At 58.6% G+C, this 17,404-nt stretch carries 15 protein-coding genes; 7 read left to right on the forward strand and 8 right to left on the reverse strand.

The genetic code is table 11. From position 1 onward, the window contains the following. Positions 1-176: 176 nt before the first annotated feature. The 5 genes from mnmE to rpmH all read right to left on the reverse strand — a co-directional run bounded on the left by mnmE (position 177) and on the right by rpmH (position 4,115). Positions 177-1,547 carry a tRNA uridine-5-carboxymethylaminomethyl(34) synthesis GTPase MnmE gene (gene mnmE, locus ACF8GB_RS09890; RefSeq protein WP_058638773.1) on the reverse strand — a complete coding sequence of 457 codons (1,371 nt, stop codon included), beginning with the start codon at positions 1,545-1,547 and terminating at the stop codon, positions 177-179. Between the two features lie 86 nt (positions 1,548-1,633). Continuing rightward, positions 1,634-3,322 carry a membrane protein insertase YidC gene (yidC, locus tag ACF8GB_RS09895; RefSeq protein ID WP_392475586.1) on the reverse strand — a complete coding sequence of 563 codons (1,689 nt, stop codon included), beginning with the start codon at positions 3,320-3,322 and terminating at the stop codon, positions 1,634-1,636. Between the two features lie 2 nt (positions 3,323-3,324). Next, the gene (gene yidD, locus ACF8GB_RS09900; protein WP_078477749.1) at positions 3,325-3,570 is read right to left on the reverse strand and encodes a membrane protein insertion efficiency factor YidD; all 246 of its coding nucleotides are present in this window, start codon (positions 3,568-3,570) and stop codon (positions 3,325-3,327) included. Next, the gene (gene rnpA, locus ACF8GB_RS09905) at positions 3,563-3,967 is read right to left on the reverse strand and encodes a ribonuclease P protein component (RefSeq protein ID WP_058603069.1); all 405 of its coding nucleotides are present in this window, start codon (positions 3,965-3,967) and stop codon (positions 3,563-3,565) included. The genes yidD and rnpA overlap by 8 nt, the downstream gene beginning before the upstream one ends. 13 nt (positions 3,968-3,980) lie before the next feature. Then, positions 3,981-4,115 (reverse strand): 50S ribosomal protein L34, encoded by a 135-nt coding sequence (gene rpmH, locus ACF8GB_RS09910; protein WP_003253163.1) that lies wholly within the window; start codon positions 4,113-4,115, stop codon positions 3,981-3,983. Positions 4,116-4,713: 598 nt separating this feature from the next. Between rpmH and dnaA the strand changes: the two genes are divergently transcribed. Genes dnaA through gyrB form a run of 4 tightly spaced genes read left to right on the forward strand, consistent with a single transcriptional unit; the run spans position 4,714 to position 10,927 of the window. Beyond that, positions 4,714-6,240: a chromosomal replication initiator protein DnaA gene (gene dnaA, locus ACF8GB_RS09915; RefSeq protein WP_392526938.1), complete on the forward strand. Its 1,527-nt coding sequence runs from the start codon at positions 4,714-4,716 to the stop codon at positions 6,238-6,240. 40 nt (positions 6,241-6,280) lie between these two features. Beyond that, positions 6,281-7,384, forward strand: a complete 1,104-nt coding sequence (gene dnaN / locus ACF8GB_RS09920; RefSeq protein ID WP_023532585.1) for a DNA polymerase III subunit beta — start codon at positions 6,281-6,283, stop codon at positions 7,382-7,384. Between the two features lie 14 nt (positions 7,385-7,398). Then, positions 7,399-8,502 (forward strand): DNA replication/repair protein RecF, encoded by a 1,104-nt coding sequence (recF, locus tag ACF8GB_RS09925; RefSeq protein ID WP_145254132.1) that lies wholly within the window; start codon positions 7,399-7,401, stop codon positions 8,500-8,502. Positions 8,503-8,506: 4 nt separating this feature from the next. Next, a complete protein-coding gene (gene gyrB / locus ACF8GB_RS09930; RefSeq protein ID WP_058638771.1) occupies positions 8,507-10,927 on the forward strand; it encodes a DNA topoisomerase (ATP-hydrolyzing) subunit B in 2,421 nt (806 codons plus the stop codon). A 136-nt stretch (positions 10,928-11,063) separates the two neighbouring features. On the opposite strand, the gene ACF8GB_RS09935 is transcribed toward gyrB, so the two are convergent. Together ACF8GB_RS09935 and ACF8GB_RS09940 are read right to left on the reverse strand one after the other, a co-directional pair. Next, the gene (locus ACF8GB_RS09935) at positions 11,064-11,801 is read right to left on the reverse strand and encodes an SDR family oxidoreductase (RefSeq protein WP_058638770.1); all 738 of its coding nucleotides are present in this window, start codon (positions 11,799-11,801) and stop codon (positions 11,064-11,066) included. Positions 11,802-11,976: 175 nt separating this feature from the next. Then, positions 11,977-13,275: a sigma-54-dependent Fis family transcriptional regulator gene (locus ACF8GB_RS09940; RefSeq protein WP_058638769.1), complete on the reverse strand. Its 1,299-nt coding sequence runs from the start codon at positions 13,273-13,275 to the stop codon at positions 11,977-11,979. A gap of 232 nt (positions 13,276-13,507) precedes the next feature. On the opposite strand from ACF8GB_RS09940, the gene ACF8GB_RS09945 reads away from it, so the two are divergent. Genes ACF8GB_RS09945 through ACF8GB_RS09955 form a run of 3 tightly spaced genes read left to right on the forward strand, consistent with a single transcriptional unit; the run spans position 13,508 to position 16,516 of the window. Beyond that, positions 13,508-14,392, forward strand: coding sequence for an MBL fold metallo-hydrolase (locus ACF8GB_RS09945; protein WP_058602706.1), 885 nt, complete (start codon positions 13,508-13,510; stop codon positions 14,390-14,392). A 37-nt stretch (positions 14,393-14,429) separates the two neighbouring features. Next, the gene (locus tag ACF8GB_RS09950) at positions 14,430-15,701 is read left to right on the forward strand and encodes an FAD/NAD(P)-binding oxidoreductase (protein ID WP_058638767.1); all 1,272 of its coding nucleotides are present in this window, start codon (positions 14,430-14,432) and stop codon (positions 15,699-15,701) included. After that, positions 15,698-16,516 (forward strand): sulfite exporter TauE/SafE family protein, encoded by an 819-nt coding sequence (locus tag ACF8GB_RS09955; protein ID WP_392475590.1) that lies wholly within the window; start codon positions 15,698-15,700, stop codon positions 16,514-16,516. The genes ACF8GB_RS09950 and ACF8GB_RS09955 overlap by 4 nt, the downstream gene beginning before the upstream one ends. Here the strand turns inward: ACF8GB_RS09955 and ACF8GB_RS09960 are convergent. After that, positions 16,505-17,392 carry a LysR family transcriptional regulator gene (locus tag ACF8GB_RS09960; RefSeq protein ID WP_027913298.1) on the reverse strand — a complete coding sequence of 296 codons (888 nt, stop codon included), beginning with the start codon at positions 17,390-17,392 and terminating at the stop codon, positions 16,505-16,507. The genes ACF8GB_RS09955 and ACF8GB_RS09960 overlap by 12 nt on opposite strands. Positions 17,393-17,404: the final 12 nt, after the last annotated feature.

A 17,404-nucleotide genomic window follows, 5' to 3' on the forward strand; every position in this document is an offset into this window, starting at 1 on the left:
ACCCACAGGGCGATTTATCCTCAAGAAAAATTAGCGCTTATCAACGGAGCTCAGATAGGGTTTTCCACAGGGCTTAGCGGCTACCGTTCCTGGCTGTCCCTTCGCTGGAGGCTTATTTCAAGCCAAAAAAAACCGCCCCTAAAGGGCGGTTGGCTGGTCCGGGACCAGGTTGTTTGTTACTTGCCGATGCAGAAACTCGAGAAAATCCGCCCCAACAAGTCGTCGGAACTGAAGGCCCCGGTGATTTCCCCAAGCACCTGCTGCGCCTGACGCAAGTCCTCTGCCAGTAATTCACCTGCACCTGCGAGGGTCAGCTGCGCACGACCGTGCTCAAGGTGCTCACTGGCCTGGCGCAAGGCATCCAGGTGCCGTCGACGGGCGCTGAAACCACTCTCGGCGGTTTGTTCATAGCCCATGCAGGCCTTGAGATGGTCGCGCAACAGCTGCAGCCCCCCACCCTCTCCTTTGGCGCTCAGCGTGATGGTGGCTTGTCCATCTTCACCCTGGTGCAGCGCTACTGGCTCCCCACTCAGATCCGCTTTATTGCGTATCAGGGTTACCCGTGCTGGATCCGGACGCTGGTCCAGAAACTCGGGCCATAAAGCAAAGGGATCGTCAGCTTCAGGGGCTGTGGAGTCCACAACCAGCAATATCCGGTCTGCCTCGCCTATCGCTTGTAGCGCTCGCTCGACACCGATCTTTTCCACATGATCATCTGTTGAACGTAGCCCAGCTGTGTCCACCACGTGAAGCGGCATGCCGTCGATGTGGATATGTTCGCGCAGGGTGTCCCGGGTCGTGCCGGCGATATCCGTTACGATCGCCGCTTCACGTCCCGCTAGCTGGTTGAGCAGACTCGACTTGCCTGCATTGGGTCGCCCAGCGATGACCACTGTCATGCCATCACGCAGCAAAGCCCCTTGGCCCGCCTCACGCAGCACTGTGGATAAATGATCCCTCACGGCATCGAGCATCGACAGCACGTGGCCATCGGCCAGGAAGTCGATTTCTTCCTCGGGAAAATCAATGGCGGCCTCCACGTAGATGCGCAGCGCGATCAACGCTTCGGTGAGGCTGTGGACATGTCTGGAAAATTCGCCCTGCAGCGATCGCAGTGCATTTCGCGCTGCCTGGCTGGAGCTGGCTTCGATCAAGTCGGCGATGGCCTCGGCTTGAGCCAGGTCAAGCTTGTCATTGAGAAATGCCCGCTCGCTGAACTCCCCTGGCCTGGCCAGGCGACACCCCAGTTGTACACAGCGCTGTAGCAGCATATCCAGGACCACGGGGCCGCCATGGCCTTGCAACTCAAGTACATCTTCACCGGTGAATGAGTTGGGCCCCGGAAAGAACAGCGCGATACCTTCATCCAGTACCACCCCCTCCTCGTCGCGGAATGGGCCGTAATGAGCATGACGCGGTTGCAGGCTGCGGCCGGTTATCCACTGGCCCGCCTGGGCAGCCAGTGGTCCTGACAACCTCACGATGCCTACGCCGCCGCGGCCTTGGGCAGTTGCGATGGCGGCAATGGTTTCACGCACAGTATTCATGCTGGGGAGCCTCTACGACAAATACGACAGATAGCAAAAACGCCCCACGAGGGGGCGTTTTATTCACAAGCTAGCGTAGCAGCCCGTCAGGCAGCCGCTTTCTTGTTGGCGGCCTCGATGCTGCGCGTGATGTACCACTGCTGCGTGATGGACAGGCAGTTGTTCACAACCCAGTACAGCACCAGACCGGCTGGGAACCACAGGAAGAAGAAGGTGAAGATGATCGGCATCATTTTCATCACCTTGGCCTGCATCGGATCCGGCGGGGTCGGGTTCAGGCGCTGCTGAATGAACATGGTAGCGCCCATGATGATCGGCAGGATGAAGAACGGATCCTTGATCGACAGGTCGGTAATCCACAGCATCCAAGGTGCCTGACGCATCTCGACGCTTTCCAGCAGTACCCAGTAGAGGGCCAGGAATACTGGCATCTGGACCAGGATTGGCAAGCAACCGCCCAGCGGGTTGATTTTCTCTTTCTTGTACAGCTCCATCATCGCCTGGGACATCTTCTGGCGATCATCGCCGAAGCGTTCCTTGAGCGCTGCGAGCTTGGGCGAAACAGCACGCATACGTGCCATGGAACGGTAGCTGGCAGCGGACAGCGGGAAGAACAGGCCCTTGATGAGCATGGTCAGCACGATGATCGACCAGCCCCAGTTACCCAGCAGGCTGTGGATATGTTGCAGGAGCCAGAAGATCGGCTGTGCGATGAACCACAGGAAACCGTAGTCGACGGTCAGCTCCAGGCCTGGGGACAACTCCTTGAGCTTGGACTGGATCTTGGGACCGGCATACAACATGGCGCTGGTTTCGGCCTTGCCGCCCGCAGGTACGCTGATAGCCGGGCCGGTGTAGCCGATGATGTAGTTGCCCTGGCTGTCCTTGCGGGTTTGCACCGCATTGTTGTCAGACTTGGCCGGGATCCATGCGGTCACGAAGTAGTGCTGAAGCCATGCTACCCAACCGCCGGACACATTTTCTTTCAAACTACCTTTGTCGATGTCCTTCATCGAGACCTTTTTGTAGGGCTCCGAAGGTGTCCACAGGGCCGCACCCAAGTAGGTCGCGGTGCCGGTGGCAGTGCTCGACGACGGATCGGAACTGGCATCGCGCTTGAGCTGGGCGAACATGTTGCCGCTCCAGGCCTGGCTGCTCTGGTTGTCGATCAGGTAGCTGACGTTCAGGTCATACTCGCCGCGCTTGAAGCTGAAGCGCTTGATGTAGTTGACCCCGTTGTCGCTGAACTTCAGGTCTACCACCAACTGGTCCTGACCATCGGCCAACTGATAACGCTTCTGATCAGCAGCGTAGAGGGGGCGACCGGTCGAACGGGCATCTGGACCGTTGGCACCGGTCAACCCGCTTTGCGCGAGATAGACGCGCTCTGCACCGTTGTCGAACAGCTGGAACGGGATATCCGGATGGTCCTGACGGCGTGGATACAGCGGCAGGTTCAGTTGGACGACGTCACCACCTACCGGATCGATAGCCAAGTCCAGCACATCGGTCTTGACCCGGATCAGATCCTTGCTGACAGCCACGGGTGCCAGATCGGCAGTGCGGGTTTCAGCAGTGGCGCTTGGCACATCGGCGCTGGCACCAGCACCGGCATTGCCGGCAGGTACGCCATCGGGCAAACCAGGGTTGTTCGTGCTGGCAGCAGTATTCTGAGTCGGCAGGGCAGCCTGGCCGTAGTCCTGGTTCCATTTAAGGACCATGACGTAGGACACGATTGCCAGGGCGACGATCAGGATCGTGCGTTTAATATCCATGATTACTCGGCTATCGAAGAAGTTCGGGAGGAAGGAGCGGGTGGAACGGGGTCGAAACCGCCGTCGTTCCACGGATGACAACGCCCCAGGCGACGAACGGCTAGCCATCCACCACGCCAGAGACCGTGGTTTTCGATGGCTTCGTAGGCGTAACAAGAGCAACTGGGGTAGAAACGGCAGTGGCTGGCCATCAGAGGACTAATGGCATAACGGTAAAACTGGATCGGAACGAGTGCCAGTTTACGCATCTTGGCTGCTTACCCCTGCGCAATCGGCGGAGACTGCTGGTGCCGGTCGGCTGCGCGCCAGGCGTTTCCAGAGTTTGCCGAAGTGTTGGTGCAATTCCGGGTTTTCTATCTCACCCAATCCCTTGCGCGCGACGATCACGATATCCAACCCGGCAAGTGAATGCTGGTTCAGACGAAAGGAATCGCGCATCAAGCGCTTGAGGCGGTTGCGTTGAACGGCGAGCTTGACGCTTTTCTTGCCAATCACCAGGCCTAGGCGCGGGTGATCCAGACCGTTCTCGCGAGCAAGGATCAGCAGGTTTTTCCCTGGAACCTTGCCGGTTGGGGAGTCGAAGACCGCTTTGAAATGCCGGGGTGTAAGCAGTCGCTTTTCCCGACTGAAGTCCTGACTCACCACCTGTGCCGAAAAATCAAATGGCCAGACGCTTACGGCCTTTGGCACGACGACGCGACAGAACAGCGCGGCCGTTCTTGGTAGCCATACGGGCACGGAAACCGTGAGTGCGCGCGCGCTTGATGGTGCTTGGTTGGAAAGTACGTTTCATGGCGTGTTACCTGGGTTTGTCGACGACGGGCCGGGATGGCCCCCTTTTAAGAGACCGGCGATTCTAGAGAAAGCAAGCCCATAGGTCAATTTCCAACCAACCTTTCCTTTAGGTGTGGGATGAACGGGCGTAGGCCTGGGCTAGTGGCACGGACACCTATATGAAGCTCGGCAAGGCAACACCGCTCAACATGAAAAATAAGAAAGACATATAAAAAGCTTCTTTAAAGATCTTAATACTCTTAAGTGGATAACTTTCTGTGGATAACCTGGTGCAGGCCTTGAATTAAGCGATGTACAGCATTTTTAAACCCTGTTCGAAAGCCGTGCTACAGCTGTTGCAGGCTTGAATTTAAGCTGTGCATAAGTAGGGTGGTTATACACAGGCAGGTTATGCACAGGTCGATTCATAGGGTTGTGCATAGCCCTTAGGTCTAGTTATACACAAGGCTTATGCACAGTGTATAAGTGGTGTTTCGGTCATTTGATGGCTGGTTTGCCATGAATGCCGACGTGTCTGCATGTGGATAACTGAGCGCGTGCCCGGTACAATGGCCGTTTGTTTCAGCCTTCGTGGCTTTCAAGCTCAGGGGATATCCGTGTCAGTGGAACTTTGGCAGCAGTGCGTGGAGCTTCTGCGCGATGAACTGCCTGCCCAGCAATTCAACACCTGGATCCGTCCGTTACAGGTCGAAGCCGAAGGCGACGAGTTGCGCGTCTATGCGCCTAACCGTTTCGTTCTCGATTGGGTCAATGAAAAGTACCTGGGGCGTTTGCTTGAGCTTTTGGGAGAAAAAGGCACGGGCATAGCCCCCGCGTTGTCGCTGCTTATTGGCAGCCGGCGCAGCTCTGCGCCCCGTGCAGCACCTAATGCCCCGGTAAGCGCGGCTGTTGCAGCCTCCCTGGTTCAAACGACGCCCAAGGCCCCCGCCGTCACGCCGTCCGAGCCTGCTCCAATGGCGACACTTGACCCCGCGCCTGCAAACGCCAACGATGTGGTCGAGCCTTCTTCTAGGGATAGCTTCGATGCCATGGCCGAACCTGCTCAGGCCCCCGCGGGTAGGACGGAGCAGCGCACGGTACAGGTAGAGGGTGCCCTCAAGCACACCAGCTACCTGAACCGCACGTTCACGTTCGACACCTTTGTGGAAGGCAAGTCGAACCAGCTGGCCCGTGCTGCCGCCTGGCAAGTTGCCGACAACCCCAAGCACGGTTACAACCCATTGTTCCTTTATGGCGGTGTGGGCCTGGGTAAAACCCACCTCATGCATGCCGTGGGTAACCACCTGCTCAGAAAGAACCCGAATGCCAAGGTGGTGTACCTGCATTCCGAGCGCTTCGTCGCCGATATGGTCAAGGCACTTCAGCTCAATGCGATCAACGAGTTCAAGCGCTTCTACCGCTCGGTCGATGCGTTGCTCATTGATGACATTCAGTTCTTCGCGCGCAAGGAGCGTTCACAGGAAGAGTTTTTCCACACCTTCAACGCATTGCTTGAAGGTGGCCAGCAGGTGATTCTCACCTCCGATCGGTATCCCAAGGAAATCGAAGGGCTCGAGGAACGCCTCAAATCGCGCTTTGGCTGGGGCCTCACGGTGGCCGTAGAGCCGCCGGAACTGGAAACGCGCGTCGCGATCCTGATGAAGAAGGCCGATCAGGCCAAGGTGGAACTGCCGCACGATGCCGCCTTCTTCATCGCTCAGCGTATTCGGTCGAACGTGCGTGAGCTCGAGGGCGCCCTGAAGCGAGTGATTGCTCATTCGCACTTCATGGGGCGCGACATCACCATCGAATTGATCCGCGAATCCCTGAAGGACCTTCTGGCATTGCAAGACAAGCTGGTGAGTGTGGATAACATCCAGCGTACGGTGGCCGAGTACTACAAGATCAAGATCTCTGATCTGTTGTCCAAACGCCGGTCCCGTTCGGTGGCACGTCCACGCCAGGTGGCGATGGCGCTCTCCAAGGAGCTGACCAACCACAGCTTGCCAGAAATCGGCGACATGTTTGGTGGGCGCGACCATACGACTGTGTTGCATGCCTGCCGCAAGATCAATGAACTGAAAGAATCCGACGCGGATATCCGCGAGGACTACAAGAACCTGCTGCGCACGCTGACGACCTGAGGGGCGTCAGCGCAGCCATATGAAGGCAAGGGACTAGACCATGCATTTCACCATTCAACGCGAAGCCTTGCTCAAACCTCTGCAACTGGTGGCAGGTGTCGTCGAGCGCCGGCAGACGTTGCCGGTGCTTTCCAATGTTTTGCTGGTCGTACAAGGCCAGCAACTGTCGCTGACCGGTACCGACCTTGAGGTTGAACTGGTTGGCCGTGTGCAACTGGAAGAACCTGCCGAGCCTGGCGAGATCACTGTCCCAGCCCGCAAGTTGATGGACATTTGCAAAAGCCTGCCCAGTGACGTGCTGATCGACATCAAGCTCGATGAGCAGAAACTGCTGGTCAAGGCCGGGCGTAGCCGCTTCACACTGTCGACATTGCCTGCCAATGATTTCCCGACCGTTGAAGAAGGCCCTGGCTCGCTCACGTGCAATCTGGAGCAGAGCAAACTGCGTCGATTGATCGAGCGCACCAGCTTCGCCATGGCCCAGCAAGACGTCCGTTACTACCTTAACGGTATGCTGCTGGAGGTTTCGCGCAATACCCTGCGCGCCGTTTCCACGGATGGTCATCGCCTGGCCTTGTGCTCGATGAGTGCACCGATCGAACAGGACGACCGCCACCAGGTAATCGTGCCGCGCAAAGGTATTCTTGAGCTTGCTCGCTTGCTGACCGAGCCTGAAGGCATGGTTAGCATCGTGCTTGGCCAGCACCATATCCGCGCAACGACAGGTGAATTCACATTCACTTCCAAGCTCGTCGACGGGAAATTCCCCGACTACGAGCGCGTGCTGCCCAAGGGTGGTGACAAACTGGTAATCGGCGATCGCCAAGCTTTGCGCGAGGCATTCAGCCGCACCGCTATCCTGTCCAACGAAAAGTACCGCGGGATTCGTTTGTTGCTTGCTGCCGGCCAGTTGAAGATCCAAGCCAATAACCCCGAGCAGGAAGAGGCTGAGGAAGAAATCAGCGTCGATTACGACGGCAGCTCGCTTGAGATTGGTTTCAACGTTAGTTATCTGCTGGATGTGCTGGGCGTGATGACTACTGAGCAGGTACGCCTGATTTTGTCAGACTCCAATAGCAGTGCATTGCTGCAGGAGGCAGGCAATGACGACTCTTCGTACGTTGTCATGCCGATGCGGCTGTAAGCAAAGCAGGCCCAATGTCACTTAGGCGTATCATCGTCACCGGGGTGCGAAATCTGCACCCGGTGACGCTCTCCCCCTCCCCGCGTATCAACGTGCTCTATGGCGATAACGGGAGCGGCAAGACAAGTCTTCTCGAAGCCGTTCATTTGCTCGGTCTGGCTCGATCCTTTCGCAGTACGCGCTTGAACCCGGTGATCCAGTATGAGCAAGCGTCTTGTACGGTATTCGGAGAGGTGCTCCTCGCCGAAGGAGGTACCTGCAACCTCGGGGTGTCTCGCGAACGTCAGGGTGATTTCACCATCAGGATCGATGGGCAGAATGCGCGTAGCGCGGCACAACTTGCTGAATTGCTTCCATTGCAGCTCATCAACCCAGATAGCTTTCGGCTACTGGAAGGTGCCCCAAAAATCAGGCGGCAGTTCCTGGATTGGGGTGTGTTCCACGTGGAACCCCGTTTCATGCCTGCGTGGCAGCGCCTGCAGAAGGCCCTCCGGCAGCGGAACTCATGGTTGCGGCATGGTACACTTGACCCAGCTTCGCAAGCCGCTTGGGACCGAGAGTTGTGCTTGGCCAGCGCCGAAATAGATGAGTACCGCCGCGAATATATCAAGGCCCTGAAGCCTGTATTCGAAAAGACCCTGAGCGAGTTGCTTGAACTCGACGGTCTGACCTTGAGCTATTACCGAGGCTGGGACAAAGACCGTGAACTGCAGGATGTGTTGGCTGCTTCTATTCTCCGTGACCAACAGATGGGACACACGCAGGCGGGTCCGCAACGGGCAGATTTGCGACTTCGATTAGCTGCAAACAACGCAGCAGACATCCTGTCCCGTGGCCAACAAAAGCTGGTGGTATGCGCATTGCGGATAGCTCAAGGTCATTTGGTTGGCCAAGCGCGACGCGGCCACTGCATTTATCTCGTGGACGATTTGCCATCGGAGCTCGATGAGCAACATCGCCGTGCACTGTGTCGCTTGCTTGAAGAATTACGCTGCCAGGTATTCATCACCTGTGTAGATCATGAATTATTGAGGGAAGGCTGGCAGACGGAAACGCCGGTTGCTTTGTTCCACGTGGAACAGGGCCGTATCACCCAGACCCACGACCATCGGGAGTGAAGGCATGAGCGAAAATCAGACGTACGACTCCTCCAGCATCAAGGTGCTAAAAGGTTTGGATGCCGTGCGCAAGCGTCCCGGCATGTACATTGGCGACACCGATGATGGTAGCGGCCTGCACCACATGGTATTCGAGGTGGTCGACAACTCCATCGACGAAGCCCTGGCCGGCCATTGCGACGACATCACAGTAATTATCCACCCTGATGAATCCATCAGCGTGCGTGACAACGGCCGTGGCATTCCGGTCGATGTGCATAAAGAAGAAGGCGTGTCGGCAGCAGAAGTCATCATGACGGTGCTGCACGCAGGCGGTAAGTTCGATGACAACTCCTACAAGGTATCCGGTGGATTGCACGGGGTAGGTGTTTCGGTCGTCAACGCATTGTCCGAGCAATTGATACTGACGGTACGTCGCAGCGGCAAGATCTGGGAGCAGACGTATGTCCATGGTGTGCCTCAGGCGCCGATGGCGATCGTTGGCGAGAGCGAGACGACCGGTACTCATATTCACTTCAAGCCGTCCGCTGAGACATTCAAGAATATTCACTTCAGTTGGGACATCCTGGCCAAGCGCATTCGTGAACTGTCCTTCCTAAACTCGGGCGTTGGCATTCTGCTGAAAGACGAGCGAAGTGGTAAGGAAGAGTTCTTCAAATACGAAGGCGGCCTGCGGGCGTTCGTCGAGTACTTGAATACCAACAAGACGCCGGTAAACGCTCAGGTGTTCCACTTTAGCGTGCAGCGTGAAGACGGTGTGGGCGTAGAAGTTGCTCTCCAGTGGAACGACAGCTTCAACGAGAACCTGCTGTGCTTTACCAACAACATCCCGCAGCGTGATGGCGGTACGCACTTGGTAGGCTTCCGTTCTTCGTTAACCCGCAGCCTGAACAGCTACATCGAGCAAGAAGGCCTGGCAAAGAAGAACAAGGTTTCGACCACCGGGGACGACGCCCGTGAAGGCCTGACTGCAATCATTTCGGTCAAGGTGCCCGATCCCAAGTTCAGCTCGCAGACTAAAGACAAGCTGGTTTCGTCGGAAGTGAAAACCGCTGTCGAGCAGGAGATGAACAGGTACTTCTCCGATTTCCTGTTGGAAAACCCGAACGAAGCCAAGGCTGTCGTCGGGAAAATGATCGATGCTGCGCGTGCTCGTGAAGCTGCCCGCAAAGCGCGTGAGATGACCCGCCGTAAGGGTGCACTGGATATCGCGGGCTTGCCAGGCAAGCTGGCTGACTGCCAGGAGAAGGACCCTGCCCTATCTGAACTCTATCTGGTCGAGGGTGACTCCGCAGGCGGCTCTGCGAAGCAGGGGCGTAACCGTCGGACCCAGGCCATTCTGCCGCTCAAAGGCAAGATCCTGAACGTGGAGAAAGCTCGGTTCGACAAGATGATCTCGTCCCAGGAAGTGGGGACATTGATCACTGCGTTGGGCTGCGGCATTGGTCGGGAAGAGTACAACATCGAAAAACTGCGGTATCACAACATCATCATCATGACCGATGCTGACGTTGACGGTTCGCACATTCGTACGTTGCTGCTGACCTTCTTCTTCCGCCAATTGCCGGAGCTGGTCGAGCGCGGTTACATTTACATCGCCCAGCCACCGCTGTACAAGGTCAAGCGCGGCAAGCAAGAGCAGTACATCAAGGACGATGAGGCCATGGAAGAGTACATGACCCAATCGGCCCTGGAAGACGCCAGCCTGCACCTGGACGAGTCCGCGCCACCGGTATCCGGCGTGCAACTGGAAGCCCTGGTCAACGAGTTCCGCGGTGTGATGAAGACCCTCAAGCGTCTGTCGCGCTTGTACCCGCAGGAGCTAACCGAGCACTTTATCTATCTGCCTGAAGTCACCCTCGAGCAGCTGGGTGATCATGCCGTGATGGAAGCCTGGAAGAACCAGTTGCACGAGCGCCTGAATTCGACCCAGAAATCGGGCCTGGTCTACAAGGCCAGCCTGCGTGAAGACAAGGAACGTAACGTATGGCTGCCTGAGGTGGAAATTACCTCCCACGGGCTTGCCAGTTACATCACGTTCAACCGTGACTTCTTCGGCAGCAACGACTACCGCACCGTAGTCAACGTAGGTGCCAAGCTGTCCAGCCTGTTGGGCGAAGGCGCTTATGTGCAGCGTGGCGAGCGTCGCAAAGCCATCGTCGAGTTCAAGGAGGGCCTGGACTGGTTGATGAACGAGACCACCAAGCGCCATACCATCCAGCGCTATAAAGGGTTGGGCGAGATGAACCCGGATCAGCTGTGGGAAACCACCATGGACCCAACAGTGCGCCGGATGCTGAAGGTCACGATTGAAGATGCAATCGCGGCTGACCAGATCTTCAACACCCTGATGGGTGATGCCGTTGAACCGCGCCGTGACTTCATCGAAAGCAATGCACTGTCGGTTTCCAACCTGGACTTCTGATTAGCCTCGACCGTCACATGACCGGGTAGCTTCGAAATTCGAGTTTAACCGGTCATCATCAAGCCCGCGCCAGCGGGCTTTTTATTTCCCGATCTTTGGGTAGGCAAGCTCACCCCCATCGGCTCAAGGGTAAAGCTCAGAACGGACTTGCCGTGGGTCGCACGATCAGTTCACTGACATCCACCTCTGCCGGTTGCGCAACCGCATACGCTATCGCTTGAGCGATGGCTGAAGCAGGTATTGCGACCTTGCGAAACGCCTGCATCTCCGCTCGGCCGCCTGCATCTGAAATGCTATCGGCCAGCTCCGACTCGGTGACGCCTGGCGCGATCAGCGTCACCCGAATGTCGCCCCCTACTTCCTGACGCAGACCTTCAGAAATCGCACGTACTGCATATTTGGTGGCGCAGTACACCGCAGCGGTTGGGCTAACCGTATAGGCGCCAATGGATGCGATATTGATGATCTGCCCTGCACGCTGTCGCTGCATTACTGGAAGCGCCGCGGCGATGCCATGCAGCACGCCTCGAATGTTCACGTCAATCATCCGGTCCCACTCTTGGACCTTGAGTGCTTCGAGTTTTGAAAGCGGCATGACCCCAGCGTTATTGATGAGGACGTCAATGCGACCGTGCAGCGACATGGCGAAATCAACGAAGGACTGCATGCTGTCCAAGCGCGTGACATCCAGCGCCTGTACATCGGCTGTACCTCCCGCCAAGCGAAGCTCGTTGGCGACCGCATGTAGGCGATCAATGCGACGGGCACCCAGCACTACGCTGGCGCCTTTGCCTGCGAGCAAGCGGGCTGTTGCTTCACCGATACCGCTGCTGGCCCCGGTGATGACGACGACTTTGCCTTGAATACCGTCCATATGTCGCTCCTGCTTCAGCTTGGAAAAGCCACCTTGATGGCAGCGGGTGAACCCAAGATTAGGAGGCATGAGGTAATACGGGTTATGCGATTTCTGCCAATCGCTTGCATGATTCTGCAAGAGCGACGTGCGACGAGGGCGAGCAATGCCCCGGGTTCGGCTTGCGTGCAGGGCGTCAATGTACGTCGGCAATGCCCGCCGCTTTCAAGCGCCGATACAACGTACGTTCGCTGATCCCCAAGTACTTGGCCAGCTCACTGCGCGACCCCTTGAAATGACTGAGCACCTGTATGAGATCTGCCGGGCGACTTGCGTTGGCGCGCACTTCGGCAGGGAGCGACACCACGTCTTCGGGCAAGTGTTCCGGCTCAATGACGCCTTCATCGGCAAACAGACGTGCCCGCTCCAGGATGTTGCGTAGCTCGCGGATGTTCCCCGGAAACGGATACATCCTCAGTTGATCAAGTGCTGCATCACCGAGCGTGGGCGCGCTGGGCCCTGCGATTCTTTTCAGCAGGCTTTGGATCAGCAGAGGCAAATCCTCGCTACGCTCGCGCAGTGCAGGCATGCGGATGGGGAAACCACTGATCCGATAGTACAGGTCCTCCCTGAACGTCCCGTCGGCCACCATCTGCCTCAAGGGTTTATGGGTTGCCGACACCAGTCTGAAGTCCGAATGCACGGTGCGCAGGCTACCTACTGGCCGGAAGCTGCCGGTTTCGATCAAGCGCAACAGCTTGACCTGCATGGCCAAGGGCACCTCACCTATCTCGTCCAGGAACAGCGTACCGCCATGGGCAGCTTCCGCCAGGCCGGTCTTGCGCTGGTGCGCACCGGTGAATGCGCCCTTCTCATAACCGAACAGTTCGCTTTCGAAAAGCGCCTCCGTCAGGCTGGTGCAATCGACCACGACCAAGGGCCCATCGGCTCTGGGGCTGCCCATGTGCAATGCGCGCGCGAACAGTTCCTTGCCGGTGCCGGACTCACCCTGGAGCAAGACAGGGATGTCAGCCGGCGCCGCGCGTTGCAAGCTGGCCAATGCCGCCTTGAATGCAGGTGCCTGGCCCACTAGGCCCTGTTCCTGAGGCTGGGCAGATGCGATGACGATACGGGTGAGCCGTTCGACGAAAGCAATCACCCTGCCCTGCTCATCCAGGATCGGCCGAAGTTCGACATCCACATGTTCCGGCCCGCGTGGGGTGTGATGCACATGCAGCACACGCTCGGGCACCTTGCTGGACCAGGCCTTGCGCATCGGGCAGTCCTCGCCGGCCTGGTCGCAGGGAACGTGGTAATGGTGTGAGACCTTGTGACATTTCTGCCCAAGCGGCGCCTGCTGGTCCTGGCCGAACTGACGTCGATAAGCGGCGTTGGCGGCCAGAATGTTGTAGTCGGTGTCCAGCACGATGGCGGGCAGTACGTCGTGCTCCAGGAAAGACACCAAGGCAAGCACGGAAGGGTGAGGTTCGGACATGACGGCACCAGTCGGATAACGAGTTCGAGGGTAGCAAGGACTGCCAGCTGCTGCCATCGACTGACACCTGACTGCCACTGTTCACTGCCAACGAAGCTGCCATTTGCCTGTCACTCCGCCAATTCTGGGCTCCAGGCGAGCATCAGTGAGGTGGCATGCATCTTGATGGGGATAGGTATGGCGCCCTCTGGAAAAATGCAGCCAACGAGGGGGAGCCGAATGGGAGACTTGAATGATCATTGGCAATAACCTTCACGTGGAAGCGTTCTTCGACAGCGCCACCTCAACCATCAGCTACCTGGTCATGGATGGCGAAACGCGTGCTTGCGCCTTGATCGACAGCGTTCTGGATTACGACCCGAAGGCCGGGCGCGTGACCACAGCCTCTGCAGATTGCCTGATCGAACGCGTGAAAGCGCTTGGCGCCCAGGTGCAGTGGATATTGGAAACCCATGTGCATGCAGATCACCTGTCCGCTGCTGCCTACCTCAAAGACAAGCTGGGAGGCCGCATTGCAATCGGCGCTTGCATCACCCAGGTCCAGAAAGTCTTCGGCAGTTTGTTCAACGCTGAACCTGGCTTCGCCCGTGATGGCAGCCAGTTCGACGTCCTGTTCGACGATGGAGACATTTTCCAGATAGGCAATCTGCAGGCTCAAGCCCTGCATACCCCTGGGCATACGCCTGCCTGCATGAGCTACCTCATCGAGCATGAAGGCGAGTCGGCAGTCTTCGTCGGCGACACGCTGTTCATGCCGGACTACGGTACTGCGCGATGCGACTTCCCTGGCGCCGATGCTCGGACCCTGTATCGGTCGATCCACCGCCTCCTGGCCCTTGGAGATGGCACCCGGCTGTTCATGTGCCACGACTACCTGCCCGAAGGGCGCGAGCTGCGGTACATGACCACCGTGGCCGAGCAGCGCACTCAGAACATTCACATCCACCAGGGTATCGACGAAGACAGCTTCGTTGCCATGCGCCAAGCGCGTGATCGAACGCTGGACATGCCTGTCCTGATCCTGCCCGCCGTCCAGGTGAACATGCGCAGCGGCCAGTTCCCAGCGCCTGAAGCCAATGGGGTGCGCTACCTGAAGATTCCCCTCAATTCGCTGTAGTCAGGCACATCCCATAACCAGACAGTCAGGATCAACCATGCCCGCCGTGCCCTCTTCCGTCCCAGCCTTTCATCACCAGATCATCATCATAGGCGCCGGTGCTGCTGGCATTGCGACGGCGTCCAGCCTCCTCAAGCGCGACCGCTCGCTGGACATTGCCCTGATAGACCCCGCCGAGGTCCATTACTACCAACCCGGCTGGACCATGGTCGGTGCTGGGGTCTTCGATGCCCCGAGCACGGCTCGGCCGATGTCGTCCGTCATCCCTCGCGCGGTGCGCTGGATCAAGTCACAGGTGCAAGGGTTCGATGCACATTGTCGCAAGGTCCTGCTGGCAGATGGCAGGGCTTTCACCTATGAACAGCTGGTGGTCTGCCCCGGATTGAAGCTGGATTGGACGGCCATCGATGGGCTGGCCGATACCCTGGGCGAGCATGGCGTCACGTCCAATTACCGCTATGACCTGGCGCCCTATACCTGGGAGTTGGTGCAAGGCCTCAGGCAAGGCCGCGCCGTGTTCTGCCAGCCGCCCATGCCCATCAAATGCGCTGGCGCACCGCAAAAAGCGCTGTACCTTTCGTGCGACCACTGGCTGCGCCAGGGCCGACTGGGCACTGTGCGAGCCAGCTTTTTCAATGCCGGCAATGCCTTGTTCGGGGTGCCGGCCTATGTGCCTGCCTTGATGGCGTATATCGACAAGTACTCGGTAGACCTCAACTTCGGCCATCGTCTGATCGCGGTGGATGGACCGAAGCAGCAGGCTGTGTTCGCCCATACGTTTGCGGATGGCACTCAGCACCTTCGCACCGAGCCGTTCGACATGCTGCATGTGGTACCGCCGCAGGTCGCCCCCGACTTCATTCGTCACAGCTGCCTCGCCGATGGCGCTGGCTGGGTGGATGTGGATCCCGCGACCCTGCGCCATCGTACATTCGCCCATGTGCACGCCCTTGGGGACGTGATCAATGCCAGCAACGCGAAGACGGCAGCCGCTGCACGCAAGCAAGCGCCGGTGGTGGCCAACAATGTATTGGTGGCCCTGGGCCGACGCACGGGCCTGGCGCACTATGATGGCTACGGGTCCTGCCCACTGACGGTCGAGCGCGGCAAGATCGTGCTGGCCGAGTTTGGCTATGGTGGCGCGCTCAAGCCGAGCTTTCCCCAATGGCTCCTTGACGGCCGCAAACCCACACGGCTGGCCTGGCTGCTCAAAGCTCGCCTGCTACCACCCTTGTACTGGCAAGGCATGCTCAAGGGCCGTGAATGGCTGGCCAAGCCGGTAGCAAGCACGACCGAGGCAGCCCAGTGATCGATCAGGCGTGGCTCAGTACAGGCCTAGGCACGATCATCGGCGCGGTCTTGGCACTGACCGGTGCCGGTGGCGGCATCCTTGCGGTTCCGTTGCTGGTGTTCGGCCTGGGACTTTCGATGGCGCAGGCCGCCCCGATCGGTTTGCTGGCTGTGGGGCTGTCGGCCGCGGTGGGTGCCGGCTTGGGCTTGCGCCAGGGCGTGGTGCGCTACCGTGCGGCCCTGTTCATCGCAGCAGTGGGCATCGTGTTCACGCCCCTGGGGCTGATGCTCGCGCACCGCTTGCCCAACGCACCGCTGCAACTGATATTTGCTGGCATCCTGATCTACGCGTGCATGCGCACCTGGTTGAAGGCCCGTCAGCAATTGAATGGCGCAGACTCAGGTGCACATCGCTTCATCGAGCCCTGTGTACTCAACCCTCTGCAGGGCCGGTTACGCTGGACGCTTCCGTGCGCTCGGGCGCTTGCCGGCACCGGGGCGCTGTCGGGGTTGCTGTCAGGCCTGCTGGGGGTGGGCGGCGGCTTTGTCATCGTCCCTGCCCTGCGGCGCTACACCAACTTGCGTATGGTCAGCATCGTCTCTACCTCCCTGGCAGTCATCGCGCTGGTCGCCTTGGGCAGTGTCGCTACCGCCACCCTTGCAGGGAGCATGCGCTGGCAGGTGGGTGCGCCATTTGCGCTAGGTGCGGTACTGGGCCTGCTGGTAGCCCGGCCACTGGCGGCAAGGCTGGAGGGCCCCCGCCTGCAACAACTGTTCGCCATCGCAGGCTGGGCCGCAGCGGCGTTGTTGATCAGCAGAGCGCTAGGGGGCTAGCAGCGCATCCTGCTCGGCGGCACACAGGTTCAGCAGGTAATCCCATACCACGCGCAGGCGCACGGATTTATGCAGTTCGCGCCGGGTGCAGATCCAATAACTGCGCTGGATGGTTTCCCCCGGCAGCACCCTAACCAGCGTTGGGTCGTGCCGCGCCATGTAGTTGGGTAGCACGGCGATACCCAGCCCAGCACGCGCCGCCGCTTGCTGGGCAATCACGCTGGTACTGCGAAATACCACGTTCGGCGATCGGCAGAAGCTGTTGAGAAACAGCAGCTCCTGACTGAACAGCAAGTCGTCCACGTAGCCGATCCAACTGTGCCGCGCCAGGTCTTCGCGGTTGCGCAATGGCGCGGCACGCTCCAGGTACGCTGCGCTGGCATAGAGGGCCAGCCGGTAGTCGGTCAGCTTGCGGGTGATCAGCAAGTCTGCACTTGGCCTTTCCAGGTGAATGCTGATTTCCGCTTCACGGTTGAGGATGCTGACGAAACGCGGCACCGCAACCAACTCCACTTCCAGGCCAGGGTAGCGCTCGAACAGCTCATTCATCCGTGGCGTGAAGAACATGATGCCGATCCCCTCCGTGACGCCGAGGCGGATCTTGCCCAGCGGCGTGATGGCCTGGGTGATTTCCTCCTGCGCCAGCAAGGCGGTGTTCTCCATGGCTTCGGCATGTTTGAGCAGTGCCTGACCAGACGGCGTCAGCTCATACCCCTGCGCATGCTGAACGAACAACGCAGTGCCCAGGCTCTGCTCGATACGCTCGATGTGACGCGCAACGGTGCTGTGGGTCGTCTCCAGACGCTTGGCGGCCGTCAACAAGCGCCCGCTGCGTTGCAGCTCCAGGAAAAACCGCAAATCATTCCAATCGAACATGCTGGTCCTTGC

The organism is Pseudomonas sp. xss_4 (genome assembly GCF_043104125.1).
Taxonomy (GTDB): Bacteria; Pseudomonadota; Gammaproteobacteria; order Pseudomonadales; family Pseudomonadaceae; genus Aquipseudomonas; species Aquipseudomonas parafulva_B.